The sequence below is a fragment of the Acinetobacter sp. SM34 genome (assembly GCF_022012365.1).
GTDB lineage: Bacteria > Pseudomonadota > Gammaproteobacteria > Pseudomonadales > Moraxellaceae > Acinetobacter.
In genome coordinates, this window is record NZ_JAKLTP010000006.1 from 1 (window position 1) to 19,407 (window position 19,407).

Here is a 19,407-nt window from a genome sequence, read left to right on the forward strand (position 1 = left end):
TGACCAGTTCAATCGGGCTTTCCAGACGTTGCAGTAAGGTTTTAAGTTGGGCTGAAGTATTTTGATCTAACATGGCTAACGTCTCCAAGGGAGTAAATGCTTATTTAATAAAGCCATAGTAGGCTAAAATTATAAATAGGTAAAACGATTCATCTATATAAAAACAATCGCTTTAATAGATTGATAATTTATTTACGAATGATGTTCTATCAAATAGGTGATGGTTTAATGTGAATTTTCAAGTATTTAATCAAAATTAAAGCATTTTTTATAAATGATTGCATACTTCAGAGCAATTTTGATTATGATGGCATCATGCTCTAACAAGGTTATAAAAATGCAACTAAAATCTGGAATTTATCAACACTATAAAGGCAAATTATATCAGGTCTTCCATGTTGCCACCCATAGCGAAACGGCTGAGAAACTTGTGGTTTATCAATGTTTATATGGCGATTATTCAATGTGGGTACGTCCTTTAACCATGTTTCAAGAAATGGTCACCCTCGAGAATGGTGAAGTTGTGCCAAGATTTAAATTAATTCAAGAAACGACATAAGCTGGATTAAAGACATCGATAAACGCTAGACTCAACAGAATAATAAAATAGAGATATCTACGATGAGTATGAGTGCGACATTCCAAAAACGAATGCATGAGCTGTATCAGGGATTTATTAAATTTGATGCCTTACAAAAAGATCGTATCCAGCGTTATCGAAATATCGAGCCAGACTCTGCTTTATTTTTAGCCATGCAGGTGCGCCTGCAGCAATCCAAGGCTATTTTGGAGATTGGCACTTCAACCGGTTATTCGACTTTATGGCTGGCCAATGCAGCGCAGACTTCACAAGGTCATGTCACTACTTTGGAAATTGATCCGGCACGTACCCGGCAAGCTCACCAATATGCCCATGAACTGCAATTAAGTGAAGTGATTGATTTTTGGGTGGGGGATGCGCAAAGTTTTCTTGAAAATGCCGAACAGCAATATGACTTTATCTTGCTGGATGCGGAACGGGATACCTATGTTGATTACTGGCAGTATTTGCAGCATATGCTGCATCCCAAAAATGGAGTCATGTTTGTCGATAATGTGATATCGCATGCAGCAGAAGTTAAACAGTTTATTGAATTGGTGAAAAGTGATGAACGTTTTATGAGCATGACCCTGTCTATTGGGGCAGGCTTATTTATGATTTGTTATAAATAAAAAAATTAATTCATGGTGTTTAAAAATCAGGGATAAACCCTGATTTTTTTAATCAATCGAAACCCGGGTAAAGTGCAAATCATATTCGAGATATTTATGGACAAATGCTGCCTTATCATTGCTGCGAAGCAGGTTGTTATAAATGAATTCCGGAACAGGGTGATAGAGTTCAGCTGAACCATTATTATAAAAAATTTTAAGATAACGTGATGACGGACTGTATTTCCAAAAAGTTACAGCAATTTGTGTTCCCATAAGCACCTCATTTTTTATATGACCAAAGCCATTTGATGTCTTACTGAGCATGACCATACTGATAAGGTCATCATTGATGTATAACAGAAATAATTGCCGAAAGGTAGCTTGGAATTAAGATTTAGTGTCCTGTTATTTTCAAATACAACACAAACTAGACCGATTAAAATCTATACTGTCAAAGCACACCTTTAAACTTCACGATGATGATGTTTAGCATGTGGTAGATGTCTTTTGATCGGACGATTCATAGTCTACTAAATACGCATAAATGTGTATTTATAAAGTCTGAAATGCAAATGCAGATTAATTTAAGAACAAATCAATAACCAAAAAATTAATAGTAAAAAAACCACGCTAAAAAGCGTGGTTTTTGAATCAGTTCAATCTAATACAGATTAGATTTTACCAACTAGGTCAATTGAAGGAGCTAAAGTAGCATCGCCTTCTTTCCATTTAGCTGGGCAAACTTCACCTGGGTGAGCGTGAACATATTGAGCTGCTTTAACTTTACGAAGAAGTTCTTGAGCATCACGACCAACACCACCAGCGTTGATTTCAACGATCTGGATTTTACCTTCTGGATCGATAACGAAAGTACCACGGTCAGCAAGACCAGCAGCTTCGATTAATACGTCGAAGTTTTTAGCAAGAGTCCAGTTCGCATCACCAACCATTACGTATTGGATTTTTTTGATTTCTTCTGAAGAATCATGCCAAGCTTTGTGAGTGAAATGAGTGTCAGTAGAAACTGAATAGATTTCAACGCCTAATTTTTGGAATTCAGCATAGTTGTCTGCAAGGTCACCCAATTCAGTTGGGCAAACAAAAGTAAAGTCAGCTGGGTAGAAGAATACTACAGACCATTTGCCTTTAAGATCAGCTTCAGTTACTTCGATGAATTGACCATTTTGGAATGCAGTTGCTTTAAATGGTTTAACTTCTGTATTAATTAAGCTCATCATTGTCTCCATGATTGAGGTTTGTATTTGATTTCCAAAAGGATAGCGAATTTTTTGTTATTGCTGAAACAGTATTTTTATATTATTGAAATCGGAAAAACCGAATTAACTAATATAAAGCCTACAATTCCACCAAATCTGATTCTTCTATCTATCTATTCAATCATCTAAGCATGATGATTGAATGACAAAAGCGCAGTTCTTCAGCTTGTCTAACAACATGAAGGTTCATGCACTAAAATTCAAGGGTAAATTTTTTAAAAATTAAATTTGTTTTTAGGATGAATCAATTTTACTTATTTCTCATCATCCTGGCTTAGGCGACACTTGGTGATCAAGTGCTACTTGATCGCTTGAATTATGCTCAAAGCTAGAGGATTTAAAATATTCTTGTATTTAAAACAGCATGAATAAATATCTTGCTGGCTTTCTCTCTGCGACGTTACAGCGTAAAATACTCAGTTCAATTTTTTTGTTTTGGGATAAGTTATCTGTGGTCAGTCATTTAAATGTAGATCAATGGGTCATGGCACGTGACCGTCATCGTTTAAATCGACTTCGCAAAGGTAAAGATGCCAATGAAAAGCAATATCAGGAATTATTAGAAAAATCGAATCATAAAGTTCGTGAGCGTCTGTCACGTGTTCCGAACATCAAACTGAATCAAGACCTGCCGGTTACCCAATATAAAGACAAGCTGATTGAAGCGATTCAACAGCATCAAGTGATTATTGTGGCCGGTGAAACCGGTTCCGGTAAAACGACTCAGCTGCCGCAAATTGCCATGCTGGCCGGCCGGGGTTTAACCGGCATGATTGGACATACCCAGCCACGTCGACTGGCTGCACGTAGCGTATCGCAACGTATTGCCGAAGAAGTCGGGGAAAAGCTGGGTGAGTCGATCGGTTTTAAAATCCGTTTTAATGAACAGGGTTCGCAGGATTCCATTGTCCGCTTAATGACGGATGGTATTTTGTTGGCAGAACTGGCCAATGACCGCTACTTAACCAAATACGACACGATTATTATTGATGAAGCACATGAGCGTTCGCTGAATATCGACTTCATCATGGGCTATCTCAAACAGCTCTTGCCTAAGCGTCGTGATTTAAAAGTCATCATTACTTCAGCAACGCTGGACGTAAACCGCTTTAGTAATTACTTCTTTGATGCGCCGATCTTTGAAGTCGAAGGTCGTAGTTTTCCTGTAGAAGTGCGTTATCGTCCTGTTTCGGAAATGAGCATTGGCGGTAGTGATGATGATGAATTTGATGACTTTGAAGAAAACCTGCCGCGCGCAGTGGTTCAGGCTGTAGAAGAATGTTTTCAGGATGCGCAGGAAAAAGGCCATCCGGAACATGCCGATATCCTGATTTTTGCCAGTACCGAACAGGAGATTCGTGAACTGCAAGAAATCTTGCAAAAGCATGGTCCACGACATACCGAAATTTTACCTTTATATGCACGTTTAGCCATTGCAGAGCAGCAAAAAATTTTCAGTCCTGGCGGTGGTGGTCGACGGATTATTATTGCCACCAACGTGGCTGAAACGGCGCTGACTGTGCCGAATATCCGCTATGTGATTGACAGCGGTTTTGCGCGTATTTCACGCTATAGCTATCGTTCACGGGTGCAGCGCTTACCGATTGAAGCGGTATCGCAAGCGGCAGCCAATCAGCGTAAAGGGCGTTGTGGTCGTATTGCACCGGGTGTCTGTATTCGGCTGTATAGTGAGGAAGATTTCCAAAGCCGTCCTGAATTTACCGAACCCGAGATTAAACGAACCAACCTGGCTTCGGTAATTTTGCAGATGCAAAGTCTGAATCTGGGAGATTTGGAAAGTTTCGATTTTATTGAGCCACCTGATCATCGTTTGGTCAATGATGGTCGCAAGCTGCTGATTGAACTTGGGGCGATGAATGAGAAAAATTCTCCTAAAGTGGAAGAAGAAAAATTATCTTCAAATTCTAGCTCTTCTAAAAAAGTGGGAACACAAGGTGGACTAACTAAAATCGGTCAGCAAATGGCAAAAATGCCAATTGATCCACGTCTGGCACGCATGATTTTAGGCGGTGCACATTTTGGTGTGCTGAATGAAGTACTGATTATTGTCGCAGCTTTGGCTGTGCAGGATCCACGTGAACGTCCGGCCGATAAACAGATGCAAGCCGACCAGAAACATGCTTTATTCAAAGAAGCTGATTCTGACTTTCTGTTCTACATCAAGTTATGGGAAACCTTGCAAAATAATCGTGCGTCGATGAATGAAAACAAGCGTCGTAATTTTGCACGCCAGCACTTTTTAAGTTGGTTGCGTTTGCGTGAATGGAAAAAAACCCATGAGCAGCTTTTTGAGCTGGCACAGGGATTAAAACTATCTTTCAATGATAAAAAAGCCAGTTATGAAAACCTGCATCGTGCCTTATTGACCGGCCTGTTGTCCTTCATTGCTAACAAGACTGATGAACGTAATGTGTTTATGGCAGTGCGTCAGCAAAAGGCACGTATATTCCCGGCATCAACCTTGCATAAAACCAATACCCCTTGGGTGATGGCTTTTGAAATGGTGGAAACCTCACAGGTTTATCTGCGAACTTTGGCCAAAATTGAACCGGAATGGATTTTGCTGGCTGCGCGTGACTTGCTCAAGCATCACTATTTCGAGCCGCACTGGTCGAAGAAAGCCGGGATTGTCAACGCTTATGACCAGATTTCCTTGTTTGGTTTAATTATCGAACCGAAACGTTTGATGAATTATGAAAAAGTTGATCAGGCTGCGGCACATGAAATTTTCCTGCGCGATGCTTTAACCACAGGCAATCTGGGCATTACGCCACCATTCTTAAAACATAATTTACTCAAGCTGGAAGAAGTCGAACGGGTTGAAGATAAGCTGCGTCGTCGTGACCTAGTGGTGGATGAAGAAACCATCTATCAGTTCTATGCTTCGAAAGTGCCGCAAGAAGTCGCCAGCCGCAGTAGTTTTGAAGACTGGCGTGCCACGGTCGAGCCGCAATATCCACGCTATTTATTTGTGGAAGATGATGCGCTGTGGATAAATGACCAACCAACCACGCAGCAATTTCCGGATTATCTGCATAACGGTTCATTGCGCCTGGCGGCCAGCTACCGTTTTGATCCGAGCCATGATGAAGATGGCGCAACGGTTAAAATTCCAGTACAGGCATTGCCACAGGTCGATGAAAACATCTGGTCATGGGGCATTCCGGGCTGGCGTGAAGATTTGATTGAAGCACTATTAAAATCATTGCCTAAAGACAAGCGCCGTAATTTGGTACCGATTCCGGACACAGCACGTAAGCTGATGAAAGCAATAGATGCGGTAAATTTACGCCAGCATATTTTCAGCTTCCTGGCTTTTCAGCTACGTGGTGATCAGGTCAGTGAAAAAGATTTTTCCTTTGAGCGGATTGACCAGTATTTACTGCCGTTCATTAAAGTGATTGATGAAAAAGGCCGAGTAGTTGAAAAAGGCCGTGATCTGGCGGAACTTAAGGCGCGTTGCCGTACAGAAACTCATAGTCCGGTCAAACAGCTGAAAGGTGAGTTTAAAACTTTCCCCGACAATTTTACTTTTGAGGCCTCACAGAAAATCACTGGTGTGATGGTGAAGCAATATCAGGCTTTGGTACCGACCAAAACATTTGCAGCACTTGATGCCAAAGATGAATCTGGCGTGGTGATTCAAACCTTTAATGATCAGGCTGAAGCCATTAAACAGCATCGTGAAGGGGTGATTCGACTGGTTTATATGCAGTTGGGTGATTTGGTTCGACAACTGAAAAAACAGATTTCCAAACCGCTGGCTTTGGCTTATTCGCCTCTGGGGGATAAGGCCCAACTGGAGCAGATGTTAGTTTATGCCACACTTCAGATGACAATAAATGATCTTCCTGTCAATGCTGAAGAGTTTCAAAACTTGATTTTAAATGTAAAAAAATCTTTCCTAACTCATGGTCAAGTGGCATTATCTATACTGAGCGATATTTATATCCAGTGGCAGGATATTCGTCGGAAATTGTTGGTTTTAGACGATTCTATCTTTGGAAAAAATATTGATGATCTTGAAGATCAGCTTGATTTAATGAGTCTTTCCAACTGTGTGTATGTCAAATCTTCCGATATATGGCAAGAATTTCCACGCTATTTAAAGGCTTTGGTCTTGCGTCTAGAACGCTTGCCCAATAACCTGCAAAGGGATAATTCTGCCATTGAGCAAGTTGACCCATGGATGGAAAAATTGTTTAAGTTTAAAAATGACGCTCGCCTGAAAGATCTGTACTTTATGGTCGAAGAATTTCGTATTTCCCTGTTCTCACAACCAATGAAAACAAAAATGCCGGTTTCTCCAACCCGCCTGCAAAAAGTATGGAATCAATTGGGCATTAATTAACAGAGCGCAAAATTAACGGGAGTTTTACATGGGCATTCGTATTACCGGTACCGGTCTTTATCATCCAGAAGAATCCATTAGCAATGATGAATTGGTTGCAAGTTTAAATGCTTATGTGGAACAGTTTAACCACGACAACGCGGACAAAATTGCAGCGGGTGAGATTGAAGCGCGTCGCGGTTCAGATGCAGAATTTATTGAAAAAGCATCCGGTGTTAAAAGCCGTTATGTTGCTGAAAAATCAGGTGTGCTCGATCCTAAACGTCTTTATCCACGTTTACGTGAACGCAGCGATGACGAACTTTCTATTCAAGCGGAATGGGGCGTAACTGCCGCTAAACAGGCGATGGAAAATGCCGGTGTTACCGCTGAAGATATCGATGTGGTCATTCTTTCATGTTCAAACATCCAGCGTGCTTATCCTGCTGTAGCGATTGAAATTCAAACTGCTTTGGGCATTCAAGGCTATGCCTATGACATGAACGTTGCCTGTTCTGCTGCAACCTTCGGTTTAAAACAGGCTGCGGATGCAATCAGAAGCGGTGCGCGCCGTGTATTGTTGGTGAATGTGGAAATTACTTCTGGTCATACGGATTTCCGTTCACGTGACTGTCACTTCATTTTTGGTGATGTGGCTACCGCATCGATTATTGAAGATACGACCATTAAAACTGGTTTTGATATTGTAGATACGCATTTGTTTACCCAATTCTCAAACAACATCCGTAACAACTTCGGTTATTTAAACCGTAGTGAAGATGCGGTGGTGGACGACAAATTGTTCCGTCAAGACGGTCGTAAAGTGTTTAAAGAAGTGTGTCCACTGGTTGCTAAAATCATTACCAAGCAACTTGAGAAAAATGAAATTGCGCCCACTAACGTTAAACGTTTCTGGTTGCACCAAGCCAATGCCAGCATGAATGACCTCATTTTAAAATATGTGGTAGGTAAAGATGCGGACCGTTCCCTCGTGCCAATTATTCTGGATGAATTTGCCAATACCTCTTCTGCAGGTGTGATCATTGCATTGCACCGTACTGCACATGAAGTGAATGATGGCGAGTACGGTGTACTTTGCTCATTTGGTGCAGGTTATTCTGTAGGTTCGGTTCTTGTGCAAAAACACGTTGTTGAATAAGGAGCAATATATTGCAGGTTGAGCATGATGCAAGATGGATCAAGCGTCTAAGTACCTTGTCCAGAATGTATTTCACGCCAACCTTTTTAGGTGCTGAACATATATATGCCTCAAAACCTGCAATGTATGTCGGGAATCACACCTTGTATGGGGTGTTTGATTCACCAATCCTGATTGATTATTTATATAATCATCATAAAGTGGCTGTGGTCAGTATTGCTGATCATGGCCATTTTTATTTGCCGGGTTGGCGCACCCTGTTTAAGAAATTTGGTGCGGTGGACGGTGAAAAGGAGTATATCCGTGCAGCGATGCGACAGGGCTATTCTATTCTGGTCTTTCCTGGTGGTGGGCGCGAGGTATTGAAAAGAAAAGGTGAGGCTTATCAGTTGATCTGGAAACAGCGTTACGGTTTCCTAAAACTGGCGCAAGAATTTAACTATGATATTGTTCCGTTTGCAGCGCTAGGCGGAGATGAAATCTTTGAACTGGGTTTTGATGCCAATCTTATTGTGGAGAGTCACTGGTTCCAGAAACTGCTCAAGGTTCCACAGCTGGATAAACTGCTGAGGCATGGTGATGTGATTCCATCATTGCCTAAAAATATGATTCCAAAACGCTTAGCTTTTTATTTTCAGTTTATGCCACGACAAAATTTAGCGCATATTGAAGATATGCAGCAATTACAGGATTTTCGTGACCAAATCCAGCAGCAAATCTATGCAGGATTGGCTCATTTAAAACAACAGCGTGAAGTTGAGAGAGTTTGAGTAGGCTCGGTGAATCTTTTATTTCTATAGTTTTTTATAATGGATAATTTACAAATATTTAATATTTGATTTTTTAAAATCAGCACGGCCTCATTTGATTGATTCATTTTTTATGCCTTTGTGTAGGCATTGCCTCTACTTTTGCCAGGTAAAAATGAGGAACTCAAAATATATTTTGAGTCCGCGAGAAAAACCTTTTGTTTACGATATACGACATCCTGAGCCAGTTTTAAGCACTGCTTTAAAATGCAGCAAAAGGGATGGGAAACGTGTGGCATCCATGCCACAGTCATGACTCTAATACCTGTTAAAACCTATTTTAAATTTTAAATTTAATAGCGACTTGAAGTAATTGAAAAATGATTTATGAAAGAAGTCTAATGAATTATTAAACAATCAAACTAGGATGATTATCGAGCAGGTTTGATTAAATTCTAAAGTCAGCATACATTATTGTGATGAGATGATTATTTATCAAGATTGATAAGTTTAATTTGGGGCGAGTATGGAACAGGAAAGTTTAGTACCGCAATATCAAGGGATTGCGAAACAGTTACTCAGAATTTCTAAAAGTTTAAATGATATTTTTCAAGATCAGCTCAATATTGTCGGTGGGCTGAATGCACAAAATATGTTTCGTATCGATCAGGGGTGGCATGTTGTACAAGTCGCCAATGGCCTATTTCAACTGCAATTTCATGCACCAGAGTCGGGCCTGAAAAGCATTTTGCACTGTGATTTTACCTACTTGGGGCAGAAAGCTGAATTATTAGAAGAATTTATTCTGCATGACCTGTACTTTCTCACCAATGATTTAAAGCCGCAACATTCACTCTATTTGCGACAAAAATCCCAACAGCTGCGACAGCTATTGCTGGATCAAGTGTACCTGTGGGTGCATGGAGCAGAGCGAGTGAGCTCTTATTTGAAAAATCTTTCATTGCCGGAAGCTGAAATTATTGATCAGCTAATGATGAAAGCCAATATTTATTCTTTTGCTGTATTGACTGATTCTGTAGTGAATAAAAAGGCATTGCCTGAAGCGGTGATCCAGCTGTTGCAAGAGATCTGTTCCATTCAAAGGGTGTATGGCGATGAATTTTTACCCATCCAGTCCTTAATCGAAGCACTGGATGAGTTTTGTTTTAGTGCTGCGCAGTTTTTACCTGCGGCCATGTATCGCATTATGGCGCTTTCATTTGAAGAGCGCTTTAACTTGCATGAGTTAATGGAGCATCAGGATGATATCCAGTTGCTCTATCGGCATGCCCAGGAGCAACCTGCTTTACTTGGTTTTGTGCGATTAATGCGGCGTGAACTTTGGCAGCGTGATGATTTACTGTCTAAGCAGAATTTCCTCGATGCTTCGACCGTGGTCTGGCAAAAGAAAGTAGCAAAATTACCGTTATTTGATTATCCGCGTGCGGCAAACTGGCTGTTTAAACAGTCTGCGGAGGTTCTGGACTGGTTGAGCCGCAATATTCAACAGAGCAGTGTGCGAGTGGCAGTCACGGCCCTAAGTTTTGTCGATAGCAGTCAGGTTCATCCGCAAGTCATTCTGGCCACCTTGCAGTACTTTCAGCATTGTTCAGCCCGCATGTTTATTCATAGCTGCCACTATTTTGCCATGCAGGAAGCCTGGTTTGAGCATGAATATAATTATAGTGTGGTGCTGAAAGGGCAAGATCAAGCGCTGGATGATCATCGCATTGCCATTAGCCCTTCCATTTTATATCTGGATGAATGGATGGAACTCATGCGTAATGTCAGCAAAGGCAATGAACAAACCGTTAAAAAAATCTATTTGCGCCTAAGTCGGGTGATGCAAGCCTATATGCTGCATCTGTATAAAATCACCCAAGATTTTAGTCATGATTTAATGGCGTATATCCGGCCGGAAACCCATCAAAATCGTGAGTTTTATATGGTGTTGCAGCGCTACAAAATGCAGTTGGATGAGTTCCGGCAGGTATTTTATTTGCGTGGTCGGCACATCCGGGTGTCTGTGTTTGATTCCTATGTAAGGGATTATCTGGTCGAATTTTTTAAGGATAACCAGTCTGTACCAAAAAGTACCAGCTGGATCGGGTTTTATCATCAGGCAACAGATTGGCATAGTTACATTCAAAAGCAGGAAATTATCAGCCAGCTCAAGAAAAATTATGCACTCGTGGTATGGCAACCGGTGATGCCAGAAAAGATTATGCACTTCGCTAGCTGGAGCTTTGAAGAACTGGCAGATCTGGAGCGCATTATTCAGGAATCGCAAAGGTGCCATAATTGTCTGGCGGCAAGCTATGCACAGCGGATTATTGAAAGGGAATATGTGGCTTTTCATATGGTCTCGCAAACCGGCAAGCTGCATATGACTTTAGGCTGTTACCTGCGGGATGGTCAATTGATCTATGACCAGTTGGAATATCCGCACAATAAAAAAACTGAATACCTTTTTGTGAATATCGCGCTGCAATTTATCTCTTGGTTAAACCTGCAATTTGCGCCATTTAAGTGACAGTGGCTGTCGCTAAACTTTTTTCTGGGCTTAACTTTTAGGGAAAAAATCGGTAGGCTATAGCCGTTAATTTACGGTTATAGGTCTTATGAAACAAGAAACTGCACTCAAGCTTTTAAAAGCAGGCGAAAATGTCTTTTTAACAGGTTCGGCTGGTGCAGGGAAAACCTATACACTCAATCAGTACATCAATTATTTAAAAGCGCGTAAGGTGCCTGTGGCGATTACGGCATCAACCGGGATTGCTGCAACGCATATGAATGGCATGACCATTCATACCTGGGCGGGAATCGGCATCAAGGATTTTCTGGGCGATGCTGACCTGAAAAACATGAAAGAGCGCAAGTACCTTAAAGAGCATTTGGAAAATGCCCAGGTACTGATTATTGATGAAATTTCCATGCTGCATGCTAAGCAGCTGAATCTGGTCAATCAGGTTCTAAAATATTTTAAAGAAAGTGATGAAGCTTTTGGCGGGATTCAGGTGATTGTCGCAGGTGACTTTTTCCAGTTACCGCCGGTAGGTAAAAATGACGAACGCAACCGTGACAAATTTTGCTTTATGTCGGATGCCTGGGTTGAGGCGAAATTTCGGGTCTGTTATCTGACCGAGCAACACCGTCAGGGCAATGACTATTTAAATGACATCTTGAATGCCATTCGTAGTCAGAGCATTAGCACCGAGCATCTTCAAGCCTTGGAACAAACCCGTCATCAGGATATTGGCGAAACCTTTACCCGTTTATATACCCACAATATGGATGTGGATAGCATCAACTTTAAGCATCTGAATGCTATTGATGCCGAAAGCAAGCAGTTTGACGCCATCTGTGATGGCAATGACAAGTTGATCGAAACATTGAAATCTTCCGTTCGTGCGCCTGAAAATCTCACCTTAAAGAAAAATGCCAAAGTGATGTTTGTGAAAAACAACTTTGATATGGGCTATATCAACGGCAGTTTGGGCGAAGTGATTGGCTTTGAAGAAGATGATGAACACGGCATTTTGCCAAAAGTAAAATTGACCGATGGTACGGTACTGCTGGTGGAGCCTGAAACCTGGTCGGTCGATAGCGATGCTGGTAAAACCATTGCCAGCTTTCAGCAAATTCCATTACGTCTGGCTTGGGCCATTACCATTCATAAGTCACAAGGCATGACTCTGGAAGCGGCTGAAATCAACCTGGCGCATACCTTTGAGAAAGGTCAGGGCTATGTGGCTTTATCACGTTTAAAAGCTTTAAATGGCTTGAAACTTTTAGGTATGAATACTCAGGCGCTGGAACTGGATAGTTTGGCTATTAAGGCCGATCGCCGTTTTCAGGAATTGTCAGAAGAGGCGGAAAATCATTTTGCACTGATCGATTTAAGCCCGCAGCATAAGGCCTTTATCCGTCATTGTGGCGGTACCCTGAATGAAACTGAAATTCAGCGCAATGAAAAGAAAATTGCCAAGAGTGGCGGCAAAACCAATTATGCTACGGCTACACTGGATGAAACTCGTGAACTTTTTGAAGAAGGTTACGAAATTCAGGATATTGCCGTAGAGCGTGGTTTAACCCCAGCGACCATTATCAATCATTTGGCGAAATTGCATAAAGAGCAGGGTTTGGATATTTCCGTGGCTCATCCGGGGGATGAAGTGGTGGAACAGGTGCGTAAAATTTATAAACGCTTGATGAAACGTCAAAGTCCTGAAAACTTTAGTGAGGATGGTGCAATTAAGCTGCGTCCGATTGTAGAAGCGACCAGTCCACGTATGGGCTATGACCAAGTACGTTTAGCTTTGCTTTTTGTTGAATAAATTGCAGTAAAGTAAAATGAATGCGTGATGAGGGCTTCTTGGCTTGTCACGCATTACATCTTTTCCAACTTGGGTTAAACTACAGCCTTTAAATTACAATATGTACGGCTATGGCATTTAGCACGTGGTATACACTAAGAAAATTCGTTTATAACAATTTACATAATGAAGACTACGAAACCAGGTTTAGTCGGACGATCAACTATTTTTTAATTTTATTGATCCTGGGTAATGCGGTAGCCATATTATTAGAGTCGGTAAATGATGTGTATCAATCCTATGCGGCATTTTTCGATTTTTTCGAATATTTTTCTATCTTCATTTTTTCGCTTGAATATTTACTCCGTTTTTGGTCAGTTGCCGAAGAAAATCCATTTTACAGTGCATGGAAGAATCGCCTGAATTGGGTCAAAAGTGGTGCAGCAATCATTGATTTATTTGCCATCTTGCCGGCTTATATTAATTTCTGGGTGCCTATTGATTTACGCTTCCTGAGAATTTTACGGCTCATGCGACTGTTAAAATTGACACGTTATTTTGTCTCCCTACAAATTCTATTGCGCGTGATTGAACGTGAAAAAGGGTCTTTTCAGGCGGTCCTCTTTATTTTAAGCATCATGATTGTGATGGCTGCCGCCTGTATTTATGTGGTCGAAAGTAAAGCTCAACCTGATGTGTTTACTTCAATTCCGGCATCGATGTGGTGGGCGGTAGTGACCCTGACCACTGTGGGTTATGGAGATGTGACGCCGATTACTCCTTTGGGGCGTTTTTTGGGCGCAATTATTACCATTTTGGGCGTGGGGCTGGCCGCTTTACCGGCAGGTATCTTGGCAACCGGCCTGACCTATGAACTGGAACAGCGTAAGCAGAATCTGGAATTAAAATTTAGAGAGTTATTGCAAAGTTCTGAAATTGATCTATTCAATGATCAGGAAAAAATAGAAAGTATGCGTAAAGAGGTGGGACTCACTTCAGAGCAAACGCGCAATATTATTTTCCAATTGCTGCGTGAACAACGAGAAGATGCATTGAAGCAGGAACGGGAGCAATATGCCTATTGCCCACATTGTGGGAAAAAATTACCGGATTAAAAAATAGCTAATAATGCTTAAACTCTTCCATGAAATTGCTGATCAAGCTTGTGTTTAAGGATAAATTATTTCTAATAATTCGTTACTGAATGGCTGTGTCCATGACATATTTGAATGTCTATGTTGCTGTGAGTACAAGCAAGAATATGGGCGAATGTAAAGTCTCATAACAATTATCACTTTGAGTCAGAAAAATAATTTGTTATGTTGTTTCTGAATAACAATAATCTAGATCAGTTTGTAAAGTGAAAAAAACAGGATGATTTTTTCACTGACTTAAAATAATAAAAACTCAAAGGAAAATATATGAAACAGTATCAAAGAGCAGCGCTTGCCTTAGTGGTGGCCAAGCTGGAATTTGGCAATCATAAATCAAATATTTATGATTATAATGAAAGTGCATATCCTCAAATCAGCGGTAATGTAAATGCACAAGAAGCAAAACTGTATGATTACCAGCGGTCAGCGGTTTTTGAGGGACGAAACACTGGACGGGAATTTAACCTCTACGATTATGGTCATAGCGAATTTATAAGTTTAAAAAAGAAAGGCATAAAAAAATACGAAGGTTATCATTATGGCAACTCAAGTTATTATGAAATCACCATTTCAGGCTCGACCATCAGTCTGTATGACTTTAGCACCGGACAATATTATAACTTTAGCTAGTTCATTATGAATTTGATGATAAAAAAATAGCCCCTATAAAGGAGCTATCTTTGCTTTACTCTCTTTTTTGAAAATCTATGGCTCGACTCTATAGATTATGCAGCTTCCGCTTCTTTACGTACTTCTAACCCATGGACTTCAACTATGGGACAGCAGGGGCCATGATGTTTTTTCTAAAGGCAGCTCATTTTTGTTGAAAACATCCTCGGATAAAACCAAACATGAAACAGACTAATTAATTCTATGGTATAGTGAATTATATTCATTTATGAGTTGCTGAATTTGAGTATTCGTTTTCAGATAAATAGAAAAAATACAGTCAAATTCATGGTTTTCATTTATTTTAAGTTTTGCTTGATCCTCGCCACTCGAAGCATAGCTTCTCGTCTTGCGCTCAGGCAAAGCTGCTTTTATTGTCCTTCGCACTTCCAGCATAGCTGGAAGCCTTGCGTAAGGGCAAAACGATGTTTTGCTGGACCCTTACTCATGCTTGAAATTCGTCATCTCAAAACTTTAACGGCATTGCGTGAACATGGTTCACTGGTGGCTGCTGCCAATGACCTGTGTTTAACACCATCGGCCATTTCACATCAGTTAAAAGAACTCGATCACTGGTATGGGGTAGAAGTGGTGAATCGTCGTAGCCGTCCGGTCACTTTTTCGAATGTGGGGCAGCGTTTACTGAAATTGGCAGATGATGTATTGCCGCAAATCCAGATTACCCAAACCGACATTACCCGCATTGTGCATGGCCAGACCGGGCGAATTATTTTTTCATCTGAATGTCATAGCTGTTTTGACTGGTTGATGCCATTACTCAATCAATATCGTCATTTATATCCGGATGTAGACCTAGATTTTGCTTCAGGTTTTGAAGCCAATCCGCATGAATTGCTGCAAAATGCAGAATTTGATCTGCTGATTACCGCAGATCCGATTGCTTTAAAAGGTATTGAATATTTCCCGATTTTTGAATATGAATCGCGGTTAGTCTTATCCAACACCCATCCTTTAGTTCGTGCCGAACGCATCACCGTACAAGAATTGGCTGATGAAACCCTAATTACTTATCCGGTCGATAAACACCGTTTAGACATCATGGCGAAACTGTTTATTCCTGCGAATATTCAGCCGAAACAGGTCCGAACCACGGATTTAACTCAGATGTTAATTCAACTAGTGGCCAGTGGTCGCGGTATTGCGGCACTTCCAGACTGGGTGGTAAATGAATATGAGCAAAAAGGCTGGGTGACTTCACGCCGTTTAGACTGTGTATCTTCTACAGGTTTGCGCCGTACTTTGTATGCGGGCTATAGAACTGAAGAGAAAGAGAAAAGTTATTTTGAAGGTTTCTTAAAGCAACTGGCTAAATTCTCGCAAAAGCGTAATCAGTATTATTCTGTTTAAAAGGGTGTGCTGAATTTTGCACAGGTTCAAAACTCCAGATGAAATTTCTAATGGAATGAGTCAATACCAGACTGATTGTTCTAAGTTCTAAGTCGATATAAATCAACGATAAAAAATCGTTTTTATTCTTGCTAGTCTAGCGCTGGAATCGCTGAAGGAGAGGGTTGTGAGTTCCGTGCATTTGCTGAGCAAAGATTTATGGATTATTGCAGCAGGATTTGTCGCTGCTATGCATGTCGGGAAATTGCCACCTGCGGTTCCTGTACTACAAACCGAGTTAGGCATCAGTTTGGTGCAAGCCGGTTTTTTATTGTCCTTGGTGCAAGTTGCTGGTATGTGCATGGCACTCGTGCTGGGCAGTTATACCGCTAAAATTGGCTTAAAACGCTGTGTACTATTGGGCTTGAGTTTACTCGCATTCGCCAGTTTCACCGGTGGTTTTGTGCAGGAATTCTCGGCGTTGCTGGCACTGCGTGTGGTAGAGGGTTTTGGATTTTTACTGATTACTTTAAGTGGTCCTGCTTTTGTCCGCCAATTGGTTCCTGTTGAGCAGTTGCAAGCCAAGATGGGGCTGTGGAGCGCCTATATGGGAGGCGGGATGGGAATAGGCTTGTTATGTACTCCCTTTCTGCTCAATAACATCGGATGGCAAGGGGTCTGGATTTGTTTTGGCTTATTATCGCTCGCCTTGGCCTGTGTGATTTACGTGATTATTCCCACAGCGCAAACTTATACCCAGTCAGTTGCGATTTTAGATTTAATTCAAATGACTTTAAAACATCCTCCCGCGTGGATTCTGGCCATTATTTTTGGTGTATATGCTGGGCAATGGTTTGGTTTGGTCGGTTTTTTACCCAGTATTTATCAGCAATATCAAATTTCTTTAGCAATGGCAGGTGCCTTAACTGCTATGGTGGCAATTGCCAATGCCATTGGTACCTTTACCTGTGGCTTACTGTTACAGCGTGGTTTTCGGCCTCAAACTTTAGTCCAAACCGGTTTTGCTAACTTAATGGTATGTGCCCTGAGTTTTTATTTGTTACGTGAAATTTTGCCCTTTAGTCTGCAATTTATATTGGTTTTGAGCTTTTCATTATTTGGCGGCTTGGTAGCAGCTGTAGTGTTTTCCCAAGTGTTAAATTTTTCCGCAAAGCCAATTGCCATTACCACCACAATCGGGTTGGTCTTGCAATTTTCCGCCACATCGCAATTTCTGTTGCCGCCTCTAATTGCCTCAATTGTACTGGCCACAGGCGGATGGTTTTGGGTGGGAATTTTAATGGCAAGCCTGTCCCTGATTGGCATGCTTTTAACCGGAATTTTATTTCGAAAAGCTGCCTAGTTCTTGAGGTGAAGACCTATAAGTGCTGATTTGCAGGCTTAAGATTTGAGAATCTAAGAATGTCCAATAAACAGGGTCAGTATCCCTGCGGCAATTAAAGGACCTACCGGAACACCACGTAATACTGCAACGCCTGCAACTGTTCCGATGAGTAAACCTGCAACCACATCGGGTTGATTGGTCATTAGTTTCACTCCACGTCCACCCAACCATGCGACCAGTACGCCAATGGCGATGGCAAGCAATGATTTAAAGCTTAAGAAGGATTTTAAAATGGCATCTCCGGGAATTTTGCCACTGGCAATAGGCGTGAGCACACCAATGGTTAAAATAATGATGCCAATATTTAAACCGTGTTGCTGCAAGTAGGGGAAATATTCACTCAGTGGGGTAATGCGAAAAACAATCAGTACGCCCGCAGCAATGGTCACGGCACTATTATGGCTAAAGATACCGCAGGCCAATAAAACCAGCAGCACGATCAGGTTTAAATCTAAATGGGACATTATTTAAAGGGAGAAAGTGATAAATCATGCATATTGTATAAGGTTTTGACGGTAGATATGCCTGAAAAGGCAGGAACAAGAAAAATAGTCCTCATTTCAGTATAGAATGAGTATTCCGTGAGAGTAAAAGGTTGGGTCTATGTTGTTGGAAAAGATGTTGCAATCGCAGGGTTTTGGTTCGCGTAAACATTGCCAGCAGCTCATTAAAAATGGGGCGATTGCCATTCAAGGTGAAGTGATCACCAATCCAAAACATAAACTGGATTTAAACGGGCTCAGTTTTTCCGTCTATGGTGGAACTTTTGATTATCGGGAAAAGGTCTATATTGCCTTAAATAAGCCGCAAGGATATGAGTGTTCACATCAGGCTACCCATCATTTTAGCGTATTCGATTTGTTTGATGATGTGTTGATGAATCGTGGCTTGCAATGTGTAGGACGTCTGGATCAGGATACCAGTGGACTGTTATTACTTACCGATGATGGACAATTTTTACAAGCCTTAACCCATCCGAAAAAACATGTCGCGAAAGTATACCGCATGCATACGTCTGATCCTGTGACCGCCCAACAAATCCAGCAACTGGAGCAGGGCGTGGAATTACGCAACGAATCAGGTATTTTTGCTGCAACGGAGCTTGTGCAACTTGCAGAAAACGAATTGCAGTTTACCGTTCATCAGGGCGTTTATCATCAGGTGAAACGAATGCTGGCGGCGGTAGGCAATAAAGTTGAGCAATTACATCGTCAACAAATTGGTGCATTGGAATTGACTGATCTGGAAGAAGGGCAGTGGATTTATCTCAGCGCCGCACAGGTGGAACTGGCCAAGACACGAATGACGGTTTAATCGTTATTTGAGGAAACAATGATAAATTTGAAATTCATTATCTTTGACAAAACCCATTTTTTCATACAGCTGGTGTGATTTATAATTGGTTTTTTGTGTTTCCAGGCTAATGCGAATCGCATTTTCATGACGGGCAAATAAAATAGCAGTATCAATCAGTTGTTTAGCGGAACCCTGACGACGATAAGTTGGGGTGACGTAAACATCATCCAGAATATAATAAATAGAACACGATACTGAAGAAAAACCCAAATACAGCAAAATAAAACCGGTAAAGACATCATCTTTCACGTGAATAAAAATAATACTTTCCTGGTTTTTAAAACGTTGTTTTAAGTATTGATAAGATAAATCAAGATTGGAAGAAGCACCGTAAAATTGGCGATATTCATCGAATAAAACAGCAAGGGGATGTAAATCTTCTAAAGTTGCGCGTCTTACGATCATGCGATACTCCATGCTTTTTTATTGT

Annotated in this window: 16 protein-coding genes; 12 read left to right on the forward strand and 4 right to left on the reverse strand. The window is 41.1% G+C overall.

What is annotated here, in order from left to right; translation table 11 throughout:
- Positions 1–337 precede the first annotated feature (337 nt).
- Together LZZ98_RS06610 and LZZ98_RS06615 are read left to right on the forward strand one after the other, a co-directional pair.
- Positions 338–559 carry a DUF1653 domain-containing protein gene (locus tag LZZ98_RS06610; RefSeq protein ID WP_237787158.1) on the forward strand — a complete coding sequence of 74 codons (222 nt, stop codon included), beginning with the start codon at positions 338–340 and terminating at the stop codon, positions 557–559.
- A 62-nt stretch (positions 560–621) separates the two neighbouring features.
- Positions 622–1,212, forward strand: a complete 591-nt coding sequence (locus LZZ98_RS06615; protein ID WP_237787159.1) for an O-methyltransferase — start codon at positions 622–624, stop codon at positions 1,210–1,212.
- Between the two features lie 48 nt (positions 1,213–1,260).
- Here LZZ98_RS06615 and LZZ98_RS06620 read toward each other — a convergent pair whose 3' ends face one another.
- Together LZZ98_RS06620 and ahpC are read right to left on the reverse strand one after the other, a co-directional pair.
- A complete protein-coding gene (locus LZZ98_RS06620) occupies positions 1,261–1,467 on the reverse strand; it encodes a KTSC domain-containing protein (protein WP_237787160.1) in 207 nt (68 codons plus the stop codon).
- Positions 1,468–1,865: 398 nt separating this feature from the next.
- Positions 1,866–2,429 carry an alkyl hydroperoxide reductase subunit C gene (gene ahpC / locus LZZ98_RS06625; protein ID WP_086175987.1) on the reverse strand — a complete coding sequence of 188 codons (564 nt, stop codon included), beginning with the start codon at positions 2,427–2,429 and terminating at the stop codon, positions 1,866–1,868.
- Positions 2,430–2,955: 526 nt separating this feature from the next.
- Between ahpC and hrpA the strand changes: the two genes are divergently transcribed.
- From hrpA to LZZ98_RS06670, 9 genes are all read left to right on the forward strand, one after another.
- Complete coding sequence (gene hrpA, locus LZZ98_RS06630) at positions 2,956–6,843, forward strand: ATP-dependent RNA helicase HrpA (RefSeq protein WP_269091600.1); 3,888 nt, start codon at positions 2,956–2,958, stop codon at positions 6,841–6,843.
- 28 nt (positions 6,844–6,871) lie between these two features.
- A complete protein-coding gene (locus LZZ98_RS06635) occupies positions 6,872–7,981 on the forward strand; it encodes a beta-ketoacyl-ACP synthase III (protein WP_237787161.1) in 1,110 nt (369 codons plus the stop codon).
- An 11-nt stretch (positions 7,982–7,992) separates the two neighbouring features.
- Entirely contained in the window at positions 7,993–8,751 is a 759-nt protein-coding gene (locus LZZ98_RS06640; protein WP_237787162.1) for a lysophospholipid acyltransferase family protein, read from the forward strand.
- 505 nt (positions 8,752–9,256) lie between these two features.
- On the forward strand, positions 9,257–11,263 hold the full coding sequence (locus tag LZZ98_RS06645; RefSeq protein WP_237787163.1) for a hypothetical protein: 2,007 nt from the start codon (positions 9,257–9,259) through the stop codon (positions 11,261–11,263).
- Positions 11,264–11,351: 88 nt separating this feature from the next.
- A complete protein-coding gene (locus LZZ98_RS06650; RefSeq protein ID WP_237787164.1) occupies positions 11,352–13,067 on the forward strand; it encodes an AAA family ATPase in 1,716 nt (571 codons plus the stop codon).
- Between the two features lie 110 nt (positions 13,068–13,177).
- Complete coding sequence (locus LZZ98_RS06655) at positions 13,178–14,161, forward strand: ion transporter (protein ID WP_237787165.1); 984 nt, start codon at positions 13,178–13,180, stop codon at positions 14,159–14,161.
- Positions 14,162–14,467: 306 nt separating this feature from the next.
- Positions 14,468–14,830: a hypothetical protein gene (locus LZZ98_RS06660; RefSeq protein ID WP_086199941.1), complete on the forward strand. Its 363-nt coding sequence runs from the start codon at positions 14,468–14,470 to the stop codon at positions 14,828–14,830.
- Between the two features lie 486 nt (positions 14,831–15,316).
- Complete coding sequence (locus LZZ98_RS06665) at positions 15,317–16,237, forward strand: LysR family transcriptional regulator (protein WP_237787166.1); 921 nt, start codon at positions 15,317–15,319, stop codon at positions 16,235–16,237.
- Positions 16,238–16,403: 166 nt separating this feature from the next.
- A complete protein-coding gene (locus LZZ98_RS06670; protein WP_237787167.1) occupies positions 16,404–17,579 on the forward strand; it encodes an MFS transporter in 1,176 nt (391 codons plus the stop codon).
- A 53-nt stretch (positions 17,580–17,632) separates the two neighbouring features.
- Here the strand turns inward: LZZ98_RS06670 and LZZ98_RS06675 are convergent, their stop codons facing one another.
- A complete protein-coding gene (locus LZZ98_RS06675) occupies positions 17,633–18,085 on the reverse strand; it encodes a DUF441 domain-containing protein (protein WP_269091592.1) in 453 nt (150 codons plus the stop codon).
- 139 nt (positions 18,086–18,224) lie between these two features.
- On the opposite strand from LZZ98_RS06675, the gene LZZ98_RS06680 reads away from it, so the two are divergent.
- On the forward strand, positions 18,225–18,935 hold the full coding sequence (locus tag LZZ98_RS06680; RefSeq protein WP_237787168.1) for a pseudouridine synthase: 711 nt from the start codon (positions 18,225–18,227) through the stop codon (positions 18,933–18,935).
- A 3-nt stretch (positions 18,936–18,938) separates the two neighbouring features.
- Here LZZ98_RS06680 and LZZ98_RS06685 read toward each other — a convergent pair whose 3' ends face one another.
- A complete protein-coding gene (locus LZZ98_RS06685; protein ID WP_237787169.1) occupies positions 18,939–19,382 on the reverse strand; it encodes a GNAT family N-acetyltransferase in 444 nt (147 codons plus the stop codon).
- Positions 19,383–19,407 lie beyond the last annotated feature (25 nt).

What these genes read in the sequence shown, in the direction of transcription:
- LZZ98_RS06680 (WP_237787168.1), top strand. Translation starts at nt 18,225, where the DNA reads ATGTTGTTGGAAAAGATGTTGCAATCGCAGGGTTTTGGTTCGCGTAAA.
- LZZ98_RS06650 (WP_237787164.1), top strand. Translation starts at nt 11,352, where the DNA reads ATGAAACAAGAAACTGCACTCAAGCTTTTAAAAGCAGGCGAAAATGTC.
- hrpA (WP_269091600.1), top strand. Translation starts at nt 2,956, where the DNA reads ATGGCACGTGACCGTCATCGTTTAAATCGACTTCGCAAAGGTAAAGAT.
- ahpC (WP_086175987.1), bottom strand. Translation starts at nt 2,429, where the DNA reads ATGAGCTTAATTAATACAGAAGTTAAACCATTTAAAGCAACTGCATTC.
- LZZ98_RS06660 (WP_086199941.1), top strand. Translation starts at nt 14,468, where the DNA reads ATGAAACAGTATCAAAGAGCAGCGCTTGCCTTAGTGGTGGCCAAGCTG.
- LZZ98_RS06635 (WP_237787161.1), top strand. Translation starts at nt 6,872, where the DNA reads ATGGGCATTCGTATTACCGGTACCGGTCTTTATCATCCAGAAGAATCC.
- LZZ98_RS06610 (WP_237787158.1), top strand. Translation starts at nt 338, where the DNA reads ATGCAACTAAAATCTGGAATTTATCAACACTATAAAGGCAAATTATAT.
- LZZ98_RS06645 (WP_237787163.1), top strand. Translation starts at nt 9,257, where the DNA reads ATGGAACAGGAAAGTTTAGTACCGCAATATCAAGGGATTGCGAAACAG.
- LZZ98_RS06685 (WP_237787169.1), bottom strand. Translation starts at nt 19,382, where the DNA reads ATGATCGTAAGACGCGCAACTTTAGAAGATTTACATCCCCTTGCTGTT.
- LZZ98_RS06675 (WP_269091592.1), bottom strand. Translation starts at nt 18,085, where the DNA reads ATGTCCCATTTAGATTTAAACCTGATCGTGCTGCTGGTTTTATTGGCC.
- LZZ98_RS06620 (WP_237787160.1), bottom strand. Translation starts at nt 1,467, where the DNA reads ATGGGAACACAAATTGCTGTAACTTTTTGGAAATACAGTCCGTCATCA.
- LZZ98_RS06655 (WP_237787165.1), top strand. Translation starts at nt 13,178, where the DNA reads ATGGCATTTAGCACGTGGTATACACTAAGAAAATTCGTTTATAACAAT.
- LZZ98_RS06615 (WP_237787159.1), top strand. Translation starts at nt 622, where the DNA reads ATGAGTATGAGTGCGACATTCCAAAAACGAATGCATGAGCTGTATCAG.
- LZZ98_RS06665 (WP_237787166.1), top strand. Translation starts at nt 15,317, where the DNA reads ATGCTTGAAATTCGTCATCTCAAAACTTTAACGGCATTGCGTGAACAT.